Annotated in this window: 13 protein-coding genes and 2 tRNA genes; all 15 read left to right on the top strand. The window is 52.8% G+C overall.

Going from position 1 to position 17,375, the window contains the following annotated elements; all coding sequences use genetic code 11:
• The first annotated feature begins 40 nt into the window (after window positions 1–40).
• Window positions 41–2,689 (top strand): tetratricopeptide repeat protein, encoded by a 2,649-nt coding sequence (locus tag H5P27_RS10260; protein WP_185660301.1) that lies wholly within the window; start codon window positions 41–43, stop codon window positions 2,687–2,689.
• Window positions 2,690–2,740: 51 nt separating this feature from the next.
• A complete protein-coding gene (locus H5P27_RS10255; protein WP_221774675.1) occupies window positions 2,741–3,454 on the top strand; it encodes a MotA/TolQ/ExbB proton channel family protein in 714 nt (237 codons plus the stop codon).
• Window positions 3,417–3,857: an ExbD/TolR family protein gene (locus H5P27_RS10250; RefSeq protein WP_185660300.1), complete on the top strand. Its 441-nt coding sequence runs from the start codon at window positions 3,417–3,419 to the stop codon at window positions 3,855–3,857. Before H5P27_RS10255 ends, H5P27_RS10250 begins: the two co-directional genes overlap by 38 nt.
• Window positions 3,854–4,591 (top strand): hypothetical protein, encoded by a 738-nt coding sequence (locus H5P27_RS10245; protein WP_185660299.1) that lies wholly within the window; start codon window positions 3,854–3,856, stop codon window positions 4,589–4,591. Before H5P27_RS10250 ends, H5P27_RS10245 begins: the two co-directional genes overlap by 4 nt.
• Window positions 4,592–4,684: 93 nt before the next feature.
• Window positions 4,685–4,760: transfer RNA gene (locus H5P27_RS10240), tRNA-Thr, on the top strand.
• A gap of 81 nt (window positions 4,761–4,841) precedes the next feature.
• Entirely contained in the window at window positions 4,842–6,032 is a 1,191-nt protein-coding gene (gene tuf, locus H5P27_RS10235) for an elongation factor Tu (protein WP_185660298.1), read from the top strand.
• A gap of 78 nt (window positions 6,033–6,110) precedes the next feature.
• A tRNA-Trp gene (locus H5P27_RS10230) sits at window positions 6,111–6,186 on the top strand.
• A gap of 12 nt (window positions 6,187–6,198) precedes the next feature.
• Window positions 6,199–6,402 carry a preprotein translocase subunit SecE gene (secE, locus tag H5P27_RS10225; protein WP_185660297.1) on the top strand — a complete coding sequence of 68 codons (204 nt, stop codon included), beginning with the start codon at window positions 6,199–6,201 and terminating at the stop codon, window positions 6,400–6,402.
• Between the two features lie 32 nt (window positions 6,403–6,434).
• Window positions 6,435–7,010: a transcription termination/antitermination protein NusG gene (nusG, locus tag H5P27_RS10220; protein ID WP_185660296.1), complete on the top strand. Its 576-nt coding sequence runs from the start codon at window positions 6,435–6,437 to the stop codon at window positions 7,008–7,010.
• 4 nt (window positions 7,011–7,014) lie between these two features.
• Window positions 7,015–7,440 (top strand): 50S ribosomal protein L11, encoded by a 426-nt coding sequence (gene rplK, locus H5P27_RS10215; RefSeq protein WP_185660295.1) that lies wholly within the window; start codon window positions 7,015–7,017, stop codon window positions 7,438–7,440.
• Window positions 7,441–7,497: 57 nt separating this feature from the next.
• Entirely contained in the window at window positions 7,498–8,190 is a 693-nt protein-coding gene (gene rplA, locus H5P27_RS10210) for a 50S ribosomal protein L1 (protein WP_185660294.1), read from the top strand.
• 20 nt (window positions 8,191–8,210) lie between these two features.
• The gene (rplJ, locus tag H5P27_RS10205) at window positions 8,211–8,723 is read left to right on the top strand and encodes a 50S ribosomal protein L10 (protein WP_185660293.1); all 513 of its coding nucleotides are present in this window, start codon (window positions 8,211–8,213) and stop codon (window positions 8,721–8,723) included.
• A gap of 136 nt (window positions 8,724–8,859) precedes the next feature.
• Window positions 8,860–9,243 carry a 50S ribosomal protein L7/L12 gene (gene rplL / locus H5P27_RS10200; protein ID WP_221774674.1) on the top strand — a complete coding sequence of 128 codons (384 nt, stop codon included), beginning with the start codon at window positions 8,860–8,862 and terminating at the stop codon, window positions 9,241–9,243.
• A 164-nt stretch (window positions 9,244–9,407) separates the two neighbouring features.
• Window positions 9,408–13,181 carry a DNA-directed RNA polymerase subunit beta gene (gene rpoB / locus H5P27_RS10195; RefSeq protein ID WP_185660292.1) on the top strand — a complete coding sequence of 1,258 codons (3,774 nt, stop codon included), beginning with the start codon at window positions 9,408–9,410 and terminating at the stop codon, window positions 13,179–13,181.
• A 29-nt stretch (window positions 13,182–13,210) separates the two neighbouring features.
• Complete coding sequence (rpoC, locus tag H5P27_RS10190) at window positions 13,211–17,359, top strand: DNA-directed RNA polymerase subunit beta' (protein WP_185660291.1); 4,149 nt, start codon at window positions 13,211–13,213, stop codon at window positions 17,357–17,359.
• The last annotated feature ends 16 nt before the right edge of the window (window positions 17,360–17,375 follow it).

The raw sequence follows: 17,375 nt of genomic DNA, 5'->3' as shown, positions 1-17,375 counted from the left end.
GAAGCGAATGCGTTTTTGCATACTCAGCGTAGTTTGCCTTATGGCTGGCCCTATAGGCTTAAGGGCTATCGAGCCGGAGGATTTGGCGATCCCGGTTGCGGAAGATCCGGCTCCCTTCTCAGAGAGCGAATCGATCGAAGAGGATCTTTCGCTTCTGGCGAAAGGTTACTGGCTAGCGGGAAGCGCTCGCCGTGCTTTGGCTGTGGGAGCTTATGACCTGAGCTACGAACTCGCGGTCGAAGCGGAGTCTTATGTGGAGGAAGAGGATGCGGCCTTCGAAAATTCTTTGGTGGTTTTGGATTCCCTGTTGGCCACCACGCAATGGGTAGAGGCTCGGGCTCGCCTGCTCGAGCTCGCTGGCGAGTACTCGGAAGGGCAAGCTTTGGAACGCATCGCACTCCGCGAAGCAATGATGGCTTATGCCGAGGGCGATGACGCGGGCGTAATGACGAACCTTGCTGACGTATCTATGGAAAGCCTGCAAGGAGGGGAAGGGGCTTGGTACTGGTTTTTGCTTGGTTGGGGGGATTTGTCAGCCGGTAATTTCGACGATTCACAGAAGCATTTTGCCGAAGCTCGTAAAGCCGCATATGGCACCTCTCCGGCATTATCCTCTCAGATTGGATATTTGATTTTTCGTAGCTTGTTGGACTCTAGCGCCGCTTCGGTTGCCACCATTCCACAACTTCAAAGCGCGCTTCTCGAGAATGAGGGGCGTGAAATTTGGTTTGTATATGCCCAGCAATTGGCAGCGTTGCTCTACGACTCTGGAGACCGGGAGGCGGCGATCGATCTGATCTCGAGGAGTTTGATGGAAATCCCCGAAGGCATGGGCTTGGAGAAAGCCCAATTTCAGTTGCTTGCGACCATGGCGGCGGGCCTCGAAAGGTCGGAGGGGAGGCAGGCTTTAACGGAGTTGATTTCTGCCAATGATTTCCCAGACCTGATGAGCATCGCTCTGCAGCAGGCCTTTAGTCAGGCCCGCACCGAGGGGGCTGGAACTCAGGATATCATCCGTCAGACATTAGACCAAATGATAGGGGCGAGCCGGGAGCATTTGCTGTTGGACCAAGCTTTGTACTATCGAGCGGTGTTTCGCTTCCTGGACGATGACTTTGTCGAAGCGGAGGAGGATGCCGCCGAATTGCAAAGAAGGTTTCCGCGCTCTCCGTACCGCCGCGGAATGTTGGCCCTGCAGGCTTCCTCGTCTTGGAATCGAGAGCGTTACCGGACTGCAGCCAGTCGACTCCAACAGATGCGGACGGAGTATGCCGACTTGAGGGCAGATTACCGGCTTTCGTCATTGATCGCGGATTGTTACCTCCATGCAGGGCTGCATTCGAATACGCGGGATGACTTCCGTAACGCCGCCGAAGCCTACGCCACTGCCTTGGCCAATGTAACCTCGCTCGGGCAAGGTGGCCGTTTGTTTTTTCAGCTGATCTACTCGCGGCTTAAAGCGGGTCAGCTCGATCTGGCGATCGAAGCGGTCGACGATGATCGGCTCCGATCCTTGGCGGAATCTGAAATGATTTGGCAGGCCCAGTGGCTTGTGTTGAGGGAGATGAGGCGACAGGGTCGTGGATCAGAGGCCTACGACCGTGCCCAAGAGGCGGTCTTGTCAGAGTCGACTACCCGTTTGCTCAAGCTTCGGCTCCTGTGGCTGACTGCACGCTTGTCGGTGGTCTCGGGAGATCCCGAGTACACGATCGATTGGGTGCGAGAGATAGAGTCTTTTGTTGATGGCGAAATTTGGACCGAGGAAGAGGAAGACTTGCTTGGTAAGGTTTTGGCGAGCAGCCAGCTTTCGTTGTCCGAAGCATATTTCGCCTTGGGAGAGCCCGAGGAAGCGGTGGAGATCCTCAAGGAATTGCGGACGGAGTATCCCGGGAAAGAGGCGTCGCTATTATCCTTCATCTCGGAGGCTCGTTATCTCACCAAGATCAACCGCACGGTAGAGGCTCAGCAGCTTTTGGTGTCTCTGGCCGACCGCTACAGTGAGCACAGGCTGGCTCCGTTGGCCTTGTTTGAGGCTGCCTTGAATGCGGAACAACGCGGGCAAGACGCTTACTTGGACGAGGCGACTAAGCTTTTGCAGCGGATCGCGACGGACTATCCCGATTCCGATATCGTGTTCCGAGCTCGTCTGATGCAGGCTGACTTGCTGCGGCGCCTTAATAAGTTCAGTTCTGCGGAGCAAATCTACTACCGTTTGGAAAACGAATACTCGGACCGCCCCGATCGGTTTTTGGCTCAAATGTCCATGGCCGAAACCCTACTGGCTCAGGCTGATCGTAATCCTGTGAAATTCGACGGGGCCATTTCGCGATTCGAGCATTTGGCGGATTTGCCGGAGGCTCCGTTGGATCTGCGAATCGAAGCGGGGTTCAAGCTGGGGCAAGTCAGGCGTTCCCGCGGCGAAGCTCTGAGGGCGAAGCAAATCTTTTGGGTGCTTTACGACAAAATGCTTGTCGAGGAACTGAGGATCCGAGAGTTGAATGCGAAGGGGCGGTACTGGCTCGCTCGCGCTCTTTTCAGCCTAGCTGAGTTAAGCGGTGAAGAGGGGGATATCGATAAGGCGAATCTGTTTTACCGTGAGATAATTAAGCACGGCCTCAATGGCGCGGAGCTCGCGAGGGACCGGCTGCAATTGCTCGAGACTTCGGTAGGGGCTTCCTTGGCGAATTGATTTGCTTACACCGGGTTAATGGACCGTTTTTTCTAGGAATTGGAATCATAGATGGAATCGCTTCAGTTAGAGTTGTTCGAAACGTTTAGGCAGGGAGGGCTGGTCATGTGGCCTCTGTTTGCTCTCAGCTTGGTTGCCCTCGTAGTTTTTGTGGAGCGAGCCTTGTTTCTCCACCGTAATCAGATTCGCTCGAAGGAGTTTCTGTCGGGGATCGAGAATTCTCTTCGGAAAGGGCGACTGATCGAAGCTCTAACCATTTGCCAGGACACCCCGGGTCCCGCCGCTTCCATGGTGAAGGCTGGTCTGATGAGTTTTCGCGAGAGCAACGCCGAGATCCGCGAAGTGGTTCGGGAGGCTGCGGTGGTAGAGCTCGCTCCAGTCAAGCGTCGGGTGGGGGCCTTGTACGCGGTCGCTCAAGTGGCCCCCATTTTCGGTTTGCTGGGAACGATTATCGGCATGATCGACAGTTTCATGCAGTACGAGCAGCAAGGTGTGTATGTCCATGCGGGACATCTTGCATCCGGCGGTTGGCAGGCATTGGTCAGCACTGCGACCGGACTCGCTTTAGCAGCAGCTGCGATTATGGCGCATCACTTTCTCGTGGGGCGGATTAGGACCGTCGTTCTAGAGATGGAGTGGTTGGCGCAGGAGCTAGTCGTGATTTTTACCCGCGTGAAGGGCCGCGAAGACCTTGTCGGTTTGGCCGAATCTCAGGAGGGAGGGGACGATGCTGAAGCTGGAAGCGGAGTTGCCAAAGAGAGCTAAGCTTACGTTTTGGCCCTTTTTGGACCTTTGCGCGATCGGGCTGTTTTTTACCCTTTTCAGTTCGAAGTTCGTGATGGCTCCAGGGCTTACGCTTGCTCTTCCGGAAGTGGAATCATCGCAGGTCGCGATTTCGGCCGTTTATGAAGTGGTCAGTGTCTCGGAGGTGAAGGGGCAGGAAATGATCTTTTACCAGGATAGTGTGCTCGATCTAGATTCGTTGGCGAAGCTCTTCGAGTCGCGTGGCGCTGCACCGGAGAAGGCAACGTTGTTGGTGAAAGCAGACAAGGCTGTTTCAATGACAACGCTCAGCTCTCTAGTAGAGCTGGCTATCGCAAATGGCTACGAGCGCGTACAGCTTGCCACGGAGACGAAAAAGTCGACCGGAGAGGTATTCGGGCCTTGAAGCAAGAGGCGAAGACCACGTTTGGCCGGACGATTCGCTGGACTTGGGCGGCAGTCGCGGCGGTTCTTTTTCATCTCGTTCTATATTGGAGCGTGGCTTTGACTCGTGACAGTAAGCAGGAGCTGAAGCGGCAAAGCCGACAATTTGCGGAAATCCAGTATTTGGATTCCGCCACTGAAGAGATGTCGCTCTTTGATCCGCGGCCTATGTTGCTTCCGACGCGTTGGAATTCGTCCAATGCTGCCAATTTCGTGGGCTATTGGCAGGAGGAGGAGGAGATCTTTCCTGAGTTTCCTCCCGAGTTCGAATTGGAGGACGGAAACTACATCGATGATTTTGGTAATGTCACCGCGAGTTACGATAGGCTGTCCCGTGCTCAGGTGGAATTCGGTTACCCGCCGTTCCGCGAGCTCGGCAGGGAGATCAGCGAAAGGGAATTTGTCGATGGCAAGGGGTTGTCGCTTGCTTTGCAGAAGCCAGAAAATGGCGCTACGATTTTAGCTACTACTATATATAATGATGCGGTAGAGCGTCTCTTCGCTTCATGGCCTGACATGCGACCGGCAGTTTTGCTCGCTACGGTTGAGAGCAGTTTTCCTGTAGGAGGGGTTTCGGTGGTGGAGGGGACCGGCTTTATCGAGGCCGACAGGCTTTTGACCCGTATCGTGTATGGTAATTTAGCGGGCTTCGGGCCGCTTGCGGACGGGGTTTACCTGCTGGAAATTGTACCGTGAAAAGCCTTTGAATTTTGTTGATATTGTAGTTGACGGGGAAAATCGGCCTGCGCATGTTCTCACTTCTTTTTTTCCAGATCCACTTCTCGGAAGGCCCTTGTAGCTCAGTTGGCAGAGCGCGTCCTTGGTAAGGACGAGGTCGGCGGTTCAAATCCGCTCGAGGGCTCCACTTCGAGGTCGATCGGTTTCATCGATGGGTCACCTTTTCTCAAGAAACCAATTTTAATACACACCTAACTCAGAATCAAAAATGGCTAAAGGAACCTTCGAAAGAACGAAACCACACGTAAACGTTGGCACGATTGGACACGTTGACCACGGTAAGACTACGCTTACAACTTCCATCTTGGCTGTACAGGCTGGGAAGGGCTTGGCTGAGCTCAAGTCTTACTCTGACATCGCCAAGGGTGGTACCGTTCGTGACGAAACTAAGGTTGTAACAATCTCCGTTGCTCACGTTGAGTACGAGTCCGACAAGCGTCACTACGCTCACGTTGACTGCCCAGGTCACGCCGACTTCGTAAAGAACATGATCACTGGTGCGGCTCAGATGGACGGCGCGATCCTCGTATGTTCCGCTTCTGATGGACCTATGCCACAGACTCGCGAGCACATCCTTCTCGCTCGTCAGGTAGGTGTACCTAAGATCGTTGTATTCCTCAACAAGTGTGACCTCATCGACGACGAAGAGCTTCTCGAGCTCGTTGAAATGGAAGTTCGCGAACTTCTCGACAAGTACGACTTCGATGGCGACGGCACAACTGTTGTTCGTGGTTCCGCTCTCCAAGCTCTCGAAGGTACTGACTTCGGTAAGGCATGTATCCAAGAACTAATGGATGCGATCGACACCGATATCCCTGAGCCAGAGCGTGAAGTTGACAAGCCCTTCTTGATGTCTGTTGAAGACGTGTTCTCGATCACTGGTCGTGGTACTGTTGCAACTGGACGTATCGAGCGTGGTGTAATCAAGGTTGGCGAAGAAATCGAAATCGTTGGTCTTAAGGACACTCAGAAGTCTACAGTTACTGGTGTGGAAATGTTCCGCAAGATGCTCGACCAAGGTCAGGCTGGCGACAACGTTGGTATCCTTCTCCGTGGTATCGACAAGGATGCTATCGAGCGTGGTCAAGTTTTGGCCAAGCCAGGTTCGATCACTCCTCACACCAAGGGCAAGGCTGAGATCTACGTTCTTTCTAAGGACGAAGGTGGCCGCCACACTCCATTCTTCGATGGCTACCGTCCACAGTTCTACTTCCGTACCACGGACGTAACTGGCGTGTGCAAGCTTCCAGAAGGTGTTGAGATGGTTATGCCAGGTGACAACATCTCTATCGAAGTTGACCTCACCAAGCCTATCGCAATGGAGGCTGGTCAGCGTTTCGCAATCCGTGAAGGTGGTCGCACTATCGGTGCTGGCCGTATCACTGCGATTGTCGAGTAAGCTTCGTTTTAAAGTTTTTATCCTTTGCCGGAGCCCGTCCCTCGGGTTCCGGCGATTGTATTTAGTTTTTTTTGGCATAGGGTAGTGGCTCAATTGGTAGAGCATCGGTCTCCAAAACCGAGGGTTGGGGGTTCGAGTCCCTCCTGCCCTGCCATTTTTTTATTAAATGAAAAATCCGTTCCGCAGTATTCGCATATTCACAAGTGAGACGATCACGGAGCTCAAGAAGGCAAGCTGGCCTTCGTTTTCTGAGCTGCGCGAGTCGACCTTTGTCGTACTTGTTGCGATCGCAATCATGGGACTCTTCGTGGCGGTTGCGGATTTCTCTATAGCGAACGTCGTGAATCTTTTCACGAGTTGGATGCGCTAGTCCCCTGATTATCTCCCAGTTCTATAGTTCCCATGTCTGAATTAAGCGCAAAGACCGGCGCCGCCTGGTACGTCATCCAAACCCTTTCGAATCAAGAGGGTAAGGTTAAGCGGTACCTAGACAAGTTCATCAAAGAAGAGGAGATGGAGGAGTTCGTTTTCGAAGTCCTCGTGCCGACCGAGACTGTGACCGAAGTTAAAAACGGCAAGAAGTCTCAGATCGTGCGTAAGTTTTATCCAGGCTACGCTTTCATTCACATGCGTCTTTACGACGAGAATGGAAAGCTACTCAACAAGCCTTGGTATTTCGTCCGCGAGACTGCGGGCGTCATCAATTTCGTAGGCGGAGACCGTCCAACGCCTCTCAAAAAGGCTGAGATCGATACGATTCTCAGCCAAGTGGAAGCCGCCACGGGCAAGGAAACACCGAAGGTCCAGTTCGAGATCGGAGAAGAAGTCAAAATTACGGATGGCCCATTCTTGAATCTCAATGGCCGCATCGACGAGATAGACCCGGAAAAGGGCAAGCTCAAGGTGTCGGTTTCGATCTTTGGAAGATTCACTCCAGTAGAGCTGGAGTATTGGCAAGTCGAACGCTTAACAAGCTAAACAAATGGCAAAGAAAGTTACAGGAACCATTCGCCTACAACTCCCAGCCGGCGGCGCAAACCCAGCGCCTCCTGTCGGCCCAGCTCTTGGTGCAGCTGGTGTCAACATCATGGCATTCTGTAAGGAGTACAACGCGAAGACACAAGACAAGGCAGGGCTTATCCTTCCTGTCGTAATCACTGTCTACCAAGACAAGTCTTTCACTTTCGTTCTAAAGTCCCCACCAGCTGCGGTCCTTCTCAAGAAGGCTGCTGGATTGGCTAAGGGCTCTGGTGTACCTAACCGCGACAAGGTAGGTAAGGTAACGAAAGCTCAGATTCTCGAGATCGTCGAAATGAAAAAGGCCGATCTCAACGCTACGGATCCAGAGGCGGCGTCACGTATCATCGAAGGTACAGCTCGCTCGATGGGTATCGAAGTAGAAGGTTAAATAGAAAAGAACCTCAACGCGGGAGCCGCAAGGCGTTTGCACCGCAAGGAGTACTAAATGGTTAAACTATCCAAAAAGTTTCGCGCTGCTTCAGAGGCGGCCGATCTTAGTAAAGAATACACAATCGCAGAAGCGGTTGAAGTTCTCGCCAAATTGCCGAAGGCAAAGTTTGACGAGACTATCGAAGTGTCTCTCAAGCTGGGCGTCGACCCACGCAAGGGTGACGAAATGGTTCGTGGTACAGTAATGCTTCCACACGGTAGCGGTAAGACTGTTCGTGTTCTGGCGTTCACCGCTGATGCGGAAGCTGCTAAGGCAGCGGGTGCTACCGAGGCCGGTCTCGAAGATATGATCGCCAAGGTTCAAGGCGGCTGGTTCGATTTCGACGTAGCTGTCGCGACTCCTGACGCGATGAAAGACGTTCGTAAGATCGCCCGCGTCCTCGGTCCAAAGGGACTAATGCCAAACCCAAAGGCCGGTACCGTTTCAGACGACATTTCCAAGGCCATCAAGGAAGTGATGGCTGGTCGTGTTGAATACAAGGTAGACAAAAACGCCTCTCTCGGTGTTGGCGTTGGTAAGCGTTCCTTCGGCAACGAAGAAGTGCTGGGCAACTTGACAGCGATCATGGAAGCAATCGGTAAGGCTCGGCCTTCCGCTTTCAAGGGCCGCTACATCAAGAGCGCTTACATTTCGGCCACTCAAACTCCAAGCTTGAAGCTTTCGAGCTCCGAGTTCGCTAAGTACTAAAATAGAGGAGCTTACAGAAAATGAGACCCGAAAAGAAATTTCTCGTTGAAGAAATCAACACTCACCTCGACAAGTCGGACTACTTGTTCTTGGCCGACTACGAGCGTTCGACCGTTATCGACATCGCCGAATTGCGTGCCGAGCTCGTAAAGGAAGAGGCAGAGTTCCACGTTGTTAAGAACAACATCCTGAGAGTAGCCGCTCGCGAGCGTGGTTATCCTGAGATTGACGAGCACCTTAATGGTCAGAACGCGATCGTTATCGGTGGCAACAATCCATCAGGCGTTGCGAAGGTATTGACCAAGTTCTTCGACAAGAAGGACAAGATGGACGTTAAGGTAGGCATTCTCAGCTCTCAGCGCCTTGAAAAGGATGAGGTTGTCGCTTTGTCGAAGCTTCCAAACCTGGACTCCCTTCGCGCTCAGCTCCTTGGATTGCTCAGCCAACCAGCTCAAAGCTTGGTATTCGTTCTCAACGGCGTACCAACCGCAATGCTCAACGTGCTCCAGGCCAAGGCCGACAAGGGCGAGTAGCCCTTTATTCACCACACACATTTTTGAGGGCTTGGATGCCTTCGTCTCTAAACACCATAACAAAAAGATACAGGCTAGGACGATACGTCGTCTTAAAAGAGGAGATATCTCTCTGAACTAGCCGATCACTACGAAGATGGCAGACATCACTAAAGAAGACGTAATCGAATGGCTCAGCGGCCAGACTGTACTCGACATCGCAGGTCTTGTTAAGGACCTCGAAGAAAAGTGGGGCGTATCCGCTGCTGCTCCCGTAGCTGTAGCTGCTGCTCCTGCTGGTGGCGACGCTGCTGCTCCTGCTGAAGAAAAGACTGAGTTCGACGTAATCCTCGCCGCTGCTGGCGACAAGAAGATCAATGTGATCAAGGAAGTACGTTCGATCACTGGTCTTGGCCTCAAGGAAGCAAAGGACCTCGTTGAAGGCGCACCAAAGCCTGTCAAGGAAGCTTGCTCCAAGGAAGAAGCAGAAGAACTCAAGTCCAAGCTCGAAGCTGCTGGCGCTAAGGTCGAAGTTAAGTAGACATTGTTGCACGCTGCTTTTTACAGCTTTTCACGTGAGGCAGGCGCGTTTTAACGCGCCTGTCTTTCCTGCGTTTATTTACCGAGGGGTTTTTTAGTTAACTCCACCTCGTTTTACACCAAGCCGACTCATCACATTTTCGCCCACATCTAGCAGAGATTCACATGGCAGACCGTATCAATTTCGGAAAACTTAAGGACGTTATCACGCCGCCCAATCTTATCGAGATCCAGATAAACTCGTATCTCGACTTCCTGCAAAAGGACACCCCGATATCCGAGCGTAAAAACGACGGTATCGAAGCCGTATTTAGGGAAGTTTTCCCAATCGAAAGTTACGACGGGCGCTTGGTGTTGGAGTTTGTCTCTTACACAGTTGGCGATCCTAAGGCTACCGAAATCGAGTGTATCCGCGAGGGCATCACTTACTCAGTTCCTCTCTATGTTAAGCTTCGTCTTCGTGAAGAGGATAACATCAAGGATGAGGAAATCTACATGGGAGAGATCCCAATGGTTTCGGCGCGCGGCTCTTTCATCATTAACGGAGCGGAACGTGTTGTCGTTTCTCAGCTTCACCGCTCCCCTGGTATCGCCTACGAGGTAACTCCACACACAAATGGCAAACCTCTCCACGCTTTCCGTATCATTCCGGACCGCGGCACTTGGCTCGAAGTTCAGTTTGATAACAACGATCTGCTCTACGTTTACCTCGATCGTCGCCGCCGTCGTCGTAAGTTCCTTATCACTACGCTTCTTCGTGCGGTTGGCTACAGTTCCGACGTAGACATCCTAAAGCTCTTTTACACGATCGAAGACCTCGGCACCTCAGAAGCCTTGGCCAAGGAAAACGTCTCCCAGTACGTATTGGTTGAAGACGCCATCGATGCTGAGAAGGGTGTCGTCATTGCACGTGCTTTTGAACCTCTTACCAAGGCGATCGTTCGCGAGTTCGAAGGTCACGGTATTCCAACTCTGAAGGTCATCGACACAACAGTCGACGATGGCGCGATTGTTCGCGCTATGAAGAAGGACACCTCTCAAAATGAAGAGGAGGCCCTCAAGGAAATTTACAAGCGTCTGCGTCCAGGTGAACCACCTACAACCGCAAACGCCAAGGCCCTGCTCAAACGTCTGTTTTTTGATCCAAAGCGCTACGACCTCGGTCGCGTTGGTCGCTACAAGATCAACCAGAAGCTCGAGATGGATGTGGACGTTGAGCAACGCACGCTGCAAGGCGAAGACATCGTTCTCGCCACCAAGTATCTCATCAAGCTGAAGGCAGGAGAGGGGTACCTCGACGATATCGACCACCTCGGTTCACGTCGCGTTCGTACCGTTGGCGAATTGCTTGCTAACCAGTGTCGTTTAGGCCTCGCCCGTACCGAACGTCTCGTTCGTGAGCGTATGACACTTTACGATCAAAGCGTCGATTCGATCACTCCTCAGAAGCTGATCAACCCGAAGGCTTTGACCACTGTTATCCGTGACTTCTTCGCTCGTTCGCAGCTATCGCAGTTCATGGACCAAATCAACCCGCTCGCAGAACTCACGCACAAGCGTCGTCTTTCTGCTCTTGGTCCTGGTGGTTTGAATCGTGAGCGTGCTGGTTTTGAAGTTCGTGACGTTCATCCATCCCACTACGGCCGTATTTGTCCGATTGAGACTCCTGAAGGTCCGAACATCGGTCTGATCAACTCGTTGTCGACATACTCGCGTGTTAACGAATTCGGTTTCATCGAAACTCCGTACCGTGTAGTCGTCGATGGGCGCGTGACCGAAGAGATCAAGTACCTCAATGCCGATATGGAAGAGGGGAAGATCATCGCTCAGGCTAATTCTGAGGTCGACGAGAGCGGCAATTTCATGGGTAAGGTTACCGTCCGTCAATCCGGCGAGTTCTTGGAAGTCGATCCAGATCAAGTCGATTTCATGGACGTTTCCACCAAGCAAGTTGTATCTGTCGCGGCGGGTCTTATCCCGTTCCTCGAGCACGATGATGCTAACCGTGCTTTGATGGGATCGAACATGCAACGCCAGGGCGTTCCTCTCCTTCAAGCCGACTCTCCTTTTGTGGGCACCGGAATTGAAGAGCGCGTTGCCCGCGATTCGAAGACTGTGTCAGTTTCCGACATCGACGGTATCGTCGCTTCGGTTGACTCCAAGAGAATCGTAATTTCCAAGGACGGCGAATTACCCGCCAACTTCGATCGCAAGCCTTACACTGACGTAAAGGCTGGCATCCACGTATACGAGTTGCGCAAGTTCATGCGTTCGAATGCGGGAACCTGTTTCAACCAGAAGCCGATCGTCGCCAAGGGACAGCCAATCAAGGCGGAGCAGATTATAGCCGATGGTCCTTGTACGCAAAATGGTGAGCTTGCCATTGGTAAGAATATCCTCGTCGCGTTCATGCCGTGGAATGGTTACAACTTTGAGGATGCGATTCTGATCTCCGAAAAGGTTCTCAAGGACGACATCTATACTTCGATCCACATTTCTGAATTCGAAGTTACTGCCCGTGACACAAAGCTCGGACCGGAAGAAATCACTCGCGATATTCCAAACGTCGGTGAGGAAGCTCTCAAGCACCTCAACCACGATGGTGTTATTCGCGTCGGTGCGGAAGTTAAGCCAGGCGACATTCTCGTTGGTAAGATCACTCCAAAGTCCGAAACTGAGCTCGCTCCGGAAGAAAAGCTTCTCCGTGCGATCTTCGGTGAAAAGGCTGCCGATGTTAAGGACACCTCGCTGATCGTACCATCTGGTGTCGATGGCATCGTTATGGATGTGAAGGTTTCCAGCCGTCTCGATTACGAGCGGGAGCGTCTGAGCCCATCGGATCGTCGCCGTCAGGTGAAGCAGATCAATGAGGACTACAAGACTCAGATGGACAAGTTGCGCGAAGGTCTCACCGAGGCTCTCTCCAACATCCTTTTGGGTGAAAAGATTCCTCTCGACGTGGTCAACGGTCAGAATGGCGAAATCATCATTCCTGCCAACCGCAAGATCACTAAGACGCTTCTCCGTAAGCTCGCTGCGGTTTCCAAGCACGTCGAAATCGACCCATCTCCAGTTCGTATCAAGATCATGGAGATCATCGGTTCCTACCAGAGCAAGTTCGACGAGCTCGAAGGCGACCGTGAGCGTAAGACTGCTAACATCGAGTCTGGTGATGATGCAGCAACCGGAGTTATCAAGCAGGTTAAGGTCTACGTTGCTACCAAGGAAAAGCTCAAGGTCGGTGACAAGATGGCGGGACGCCACGGAAATAAGGGTGTTGTCGCTAAGATCGTTCCCGAAGAGGATATGCCTTATCTTCCAGATGGCACTCCGATCCAGATCTGTTTGAACCCTCTGGGTGTACCTTCCCGTATGAACGTTGGTCAGGTTCTCGAAACCCATATGGGTTGGGCCTGTAAGGTTCTGGGCATGAAGGTGTCGACTCCAGTCTTCGACGGTATTCCCGAAAAGGTTGTTCGTCAGCACTTGGCAGACGCCGGTCTCCCAACCACAGGTAAGTCCGCTGTTTACGACGGTCGTACCGGTGAAAAGCTCGATAACGAAGTGGTTGTCGGTTGGGTGTACATGCTGAAGCTGAATCACCTTGTCTCGCACAAGATTCACGCTCGTGCAGTTGGTCCATACTCGCTCGTTACGCAGCAGCCATTGGGTGGTAAAGCCCAGTACGGTGGTCAGCGTTTCGGGGAAATGGAAGTTTGGGCCCTTGAAGCTTACGGTGCCGCGTATACTCTCCAGGAGTTGCTCACTGTTAAGTCTGACGACGTCCAAGGACGTACCAAAATCTACGAATCACTGGTCAAGGGCGACTCCACGCTGCAGGCCGGTACGCCGGAATCATTCAACGTTTTGATCAAGGAAATCCAATCCCTCGGTCTTGATGTTAAGCTCGGCCGCCAAAGCGAACTCGACTACAAGTAATCAACCAAACCGACTGAGGATTTTATATAATGTCTACGCAAGAAGCTCAACAAGTGCTCAGCGCGGAACGTGAGTCGAATTTCGACTGCGTTACGATTAATGTCTCGTCACCAGAAATCATCCGTTCCTGGTCACGTGGCGAAGTCAAGAACCCGGAGACCATCAACTACCGTACTTTCAAGCCGGAGCCAGGCGGACTTTTCTGCCAGCGAATCTTCGGTCCAGTACGCGACTACGAATGTGCCTGCGGTAAGTACAAGCGAATCAAGTACAAGGGTGTCATATGCGACCGTTGTGGCGTTGAGGTAACTGTATCTCGCGTCCGCCGTCAGCGCATGGGCCACATCGAGTTGGCAGTTCCTGTCACTCACATCTGGTTCCTCAAGAGCATGCCTTCGCGTTTGGGTCTCTTGCTCGATATGACTGCTCGCAGTCTCGAGCGCGTGATCTACTACGAAGCGTACATGGTCACCGATCCAGGCCGTACTCCACTCGAAGAGAAGCAGCTTCTCACCGACCAAGAGTACCTCGAGGCGATGGCCGAGTACGGCGACGATTCCTTCGTGGCCAAAATGGGTGCCGAAGCTCTCCGCGATGTTCTCGTAAACACCGACCTCGAAGTCACCGTTCTCGAACTGCAGGAAGCGATGCGCTCGACCAAGTCGAAGCAGATCAAGAAGAAGTTGGCTAAGCGTCTCAAGGTTATCCAAGGCTTCATCAAGTCCTCCTCTCGTCCAGAGTGGATGGTGCTCGAAGTCCTGCCGGTTATCCCACCAGACCTTCGCCCACTTGTTCCACTCGAAGGTGGCCGTTTCGCGACTTCCGACCTTAACGACCTCTACCGCCGCGTAATCAACCGTAACAACCGCCTCAAGAACTTGATGCAGTTGAAGACGCCGGACGTGATCATCCACAACGAAAAGCGCATGCTGCAGGAAGCTGTTGACGCGCTCTTCGACAATGGTCGTCACGGCCGTCCGGTAACTGGCGCTGGCAACCGTCCGCTCAAGTCCCTTAGCGACATGCTCAAGGGTAAGCAAGGACGCTTCCGTCAGAACCTTCTCGGTAAGCGCGTCGACTACTCCGGTCGTTCCGTTATCGTTATCGGTCCTGAGCTGAAACTGAACCAGTGTGGTCTTCCTAAGAAGATGGCTCTCGTTCTTTTCGAGCCATTCATCATCCGCCGTCTCAAGGAGCTTGGCTTCGTTCACACGGTCCGTGGCGCTCGCCGCATGATCGAGAAGCGCTCGCCAGAAGTTTGGGATATTTTGGAAGAAGTTACCAAGGGACACCCAGTTCTTCTCAACCGCGCTCCGACTCTTCACCGTCTTTCGATCCAGGCTTTCGAGCCAACTTTGATCGAAGGTGAGGCGATCCGCGTTCACCCGCTCGTTTGTACTGCGTATAACGCTGACTTCGACGGTGACCAAATGGCGGTTCACGTGCCTCTTTCGCTCGAAGCGACGCTCGAGTGTAAGATGCTCATGATGGCGACAGGTAACATCTTCTCGCCCTCATCCGGTAAGCCAATTCTCACTCCTTCGCAGGACGTTATCCTCGGTTCTTACTACCTATCCATGACTCCACGTCAGGGATCGGAAGAATTGAGTCGTATCCCGCTTGTTGGAAACAAGACAGAGGCGATTTTCGCCAACTTGGACGGAGCTCTTCACACTCACGACTGGGTTCGTATCCCGAATCCGGATTACGGACGTGAAACCATTTTTGGCAACTCGGACCAAAAGACGATCACCACCACAGTTGGCCGTATCCGCTACAGCGAAATTTGGCCAGACGAGCTTGGTTTCATCAACTTCCAGGTTGGTAAGAAGGAACTCGGCGATGTGATCAACAACACCTATAAGGTGGCTGGTCCTGAAGCGACGGTTGTTTCTTTGGACAAGCTAAAGAAGCTTGGCTTCGACGTTGCGACCATGGCTGGTATTTCGATCGGTATCGACGACATGATCATCCCTGATGCCAAGGTTGATATCGTTGACCGCGCGTTCGGCAAGATCGCTGACGTTGATGGGCAGTACCAGAAGGGTATCATCACCGCAGGTGAGCGCTACAACAAGATCATCGACATCTGGACCGTAGCGACCGACGAGATCAAGCAAGCGGTGTTCGAGCAATTGAAGACCAATGGCGGCAAGCCAGGCGTAAACCCAGTTTACGTGATGATGGACTCCGGTGCTCGTGGTAACCCGAACCAGGTTCGTCAGCTTTGCGGTACTCGTGGTCTGATGGCTAAGCCATCTGGTGAAATCATCGAACGTCCGATTCTTTCTTCCTTCCGTGAAGGTCTCACCGTTCTTGAGTACTTCATCTCTACTCACGGCGCTCGTAAGGGTCTCGCGGATACCGCTCTTAAGACTGCGGACGCAGGTTACCTCACTCGTAAGCTTTGTGACGTGGCGATGGATGTTATCATCACTGAACAGGATTGCGGAACCCGTGAAGGTATCTGGAAGAAGGCTATCTTTGAAGGTGACGACGAGATCGTTGGCTTGCGTGAGCGTATCGAAGGCCGTTGCTCTTGCGACGACGTCTACAACCCAATCGAACCGGACGAATTGGTCGTCGGTTCGGGTGAGTTGATCACCGAGCAAATCGCTAAGCGTGTTGAAGAGCTCGGAATCGAGCGTCTCAAGGTAATGTCTCCGCTCACCTGTACCGCTCCATACGGTATCGATGCGAAGTCTTACGGCATCAACCCGGCTTCCAACGATTTGGCTAAGATTGGTGACTCAGTCGGCATCATCGCTGCGCAGTCGATCGGTGAGCCTGGTACACAGCTGACCATGCGTACCTTCCACATTGGTGGTATCGCGTCTTCGGTTGTTACTGACCCACGCATCTCGGTTCGTAACGGTGGTACCGTCAAGTACCGCGGTCTGCGTCTCGTTGAGATCGCCCCAGGTGTAAGCGTTGTTCTCAATAAGACGGGTTCTGTCCAAATCGTTGACGGTACTGGGCGCGAATTGGAAGCTTACGATATCGTAGTTGGTTCGCTACTACGCGTTCCAGACGGTGGCGAAATCGAAGCCGGCCAATTGCTCGCAGAGTGGGACCCTTACAACATCCCGGTTCTTTCCGAAAAGCCAGGTGTCATCGGTTTCCGCGACATGATCCCAGGTGTTACTATCAAGAAGGAACTCGACGAGTCCTCCGGTCGTATCGCCATCGTGGTCATCGAGCACAAGGAAGACTTGAATCCATCCGTTGAGGTCAAGGACGCTTCTGGTAAGGTACTCGCGGTCTACAGCATTCCAACGGGAGCTCAGGTAGCAGTAACCGAAGGCGACGAAATCGCTCAGGGTGCATTGCTTGCGAAAACACCACGTCAGGCTTCTAAGACCAAGGACATCACCGGTGGTCTTCCTCGTGTTGCTGAGCTATTCGAAGCTCGTCGTCCGAAGGAAGCTGCTGAAATGGCCCGTATCGATGGTGTCGTTTCCTTGGGTGGAACCGTTCGCTCCAAGCGCAAGCTCATCGTTACCGACGAAGAGTCTGGCGAAGCGGAAGAGCACCTCATTCCTCACAACAAGCAAATCATCGTCCAAGTTGGCGACGTCGTGCACAAGGGGCAGCACCTCACAGAAGGTTCCGCCGATCCGCACGAAATCCTCGATATCCTCGGACCAAACCGCTTGTACGAGTTCCTCATCAACGAGGTTCAAGAGGTTTACCGTCTGCAGGGTGTTACCATCAACGACAAGCACATCGAGCTCATCATCCGTCAGATGCTCCGCAAGGTTCGTATCACCGATCCAGGTGACACTGAATTCTTCTGGGGTGAGCAAATCGAGCGTACGACCTTCATCCGTGAGAACAACGAGATCATCGAAGCGGGTGGTAAACCTGCCGAAGCTGAGCCAGTTCTCCTCGGTATCACCAAGGCGTCGATCGAGACAGAGTCCTTCATCTCCGCTGCATCCTTCCAGGAAACCACCCGCGTACTTACCGATGCGTCGACATTGTCGAAGATCGATAAGCTGCACGGTTTCAAGGAAAACGTAATCATGGGTCACTTGATCCCAGCGGGTACCGGTCTTCGCACCTACCGCGACCTTCGCATCACGCTCCCATTTGGTGGCGATATCGAGGACAACGTAGACACTGCGGAAGCTGCCGAAGAGGTCTCTGCTCCAACAGCGACTCCAGAAGCGAGCTAAAGACTGGTAAGACTAA

Source organism: Pelagicoccus albus (assembly GCF_014230145.1).
In the GTDB taxonomy this organism is placed as follows: Bacteria; Verrucomicrobiota; Verrucomicrobiia; order Opitutales; family Opitutaceae; genus Pelagicoccus; species Pelagicoccus albus.
Note: the sequence above shows the minus strand (reverse complement) of the source record. Positions and strands in the feature narration are given on the sequence as shown.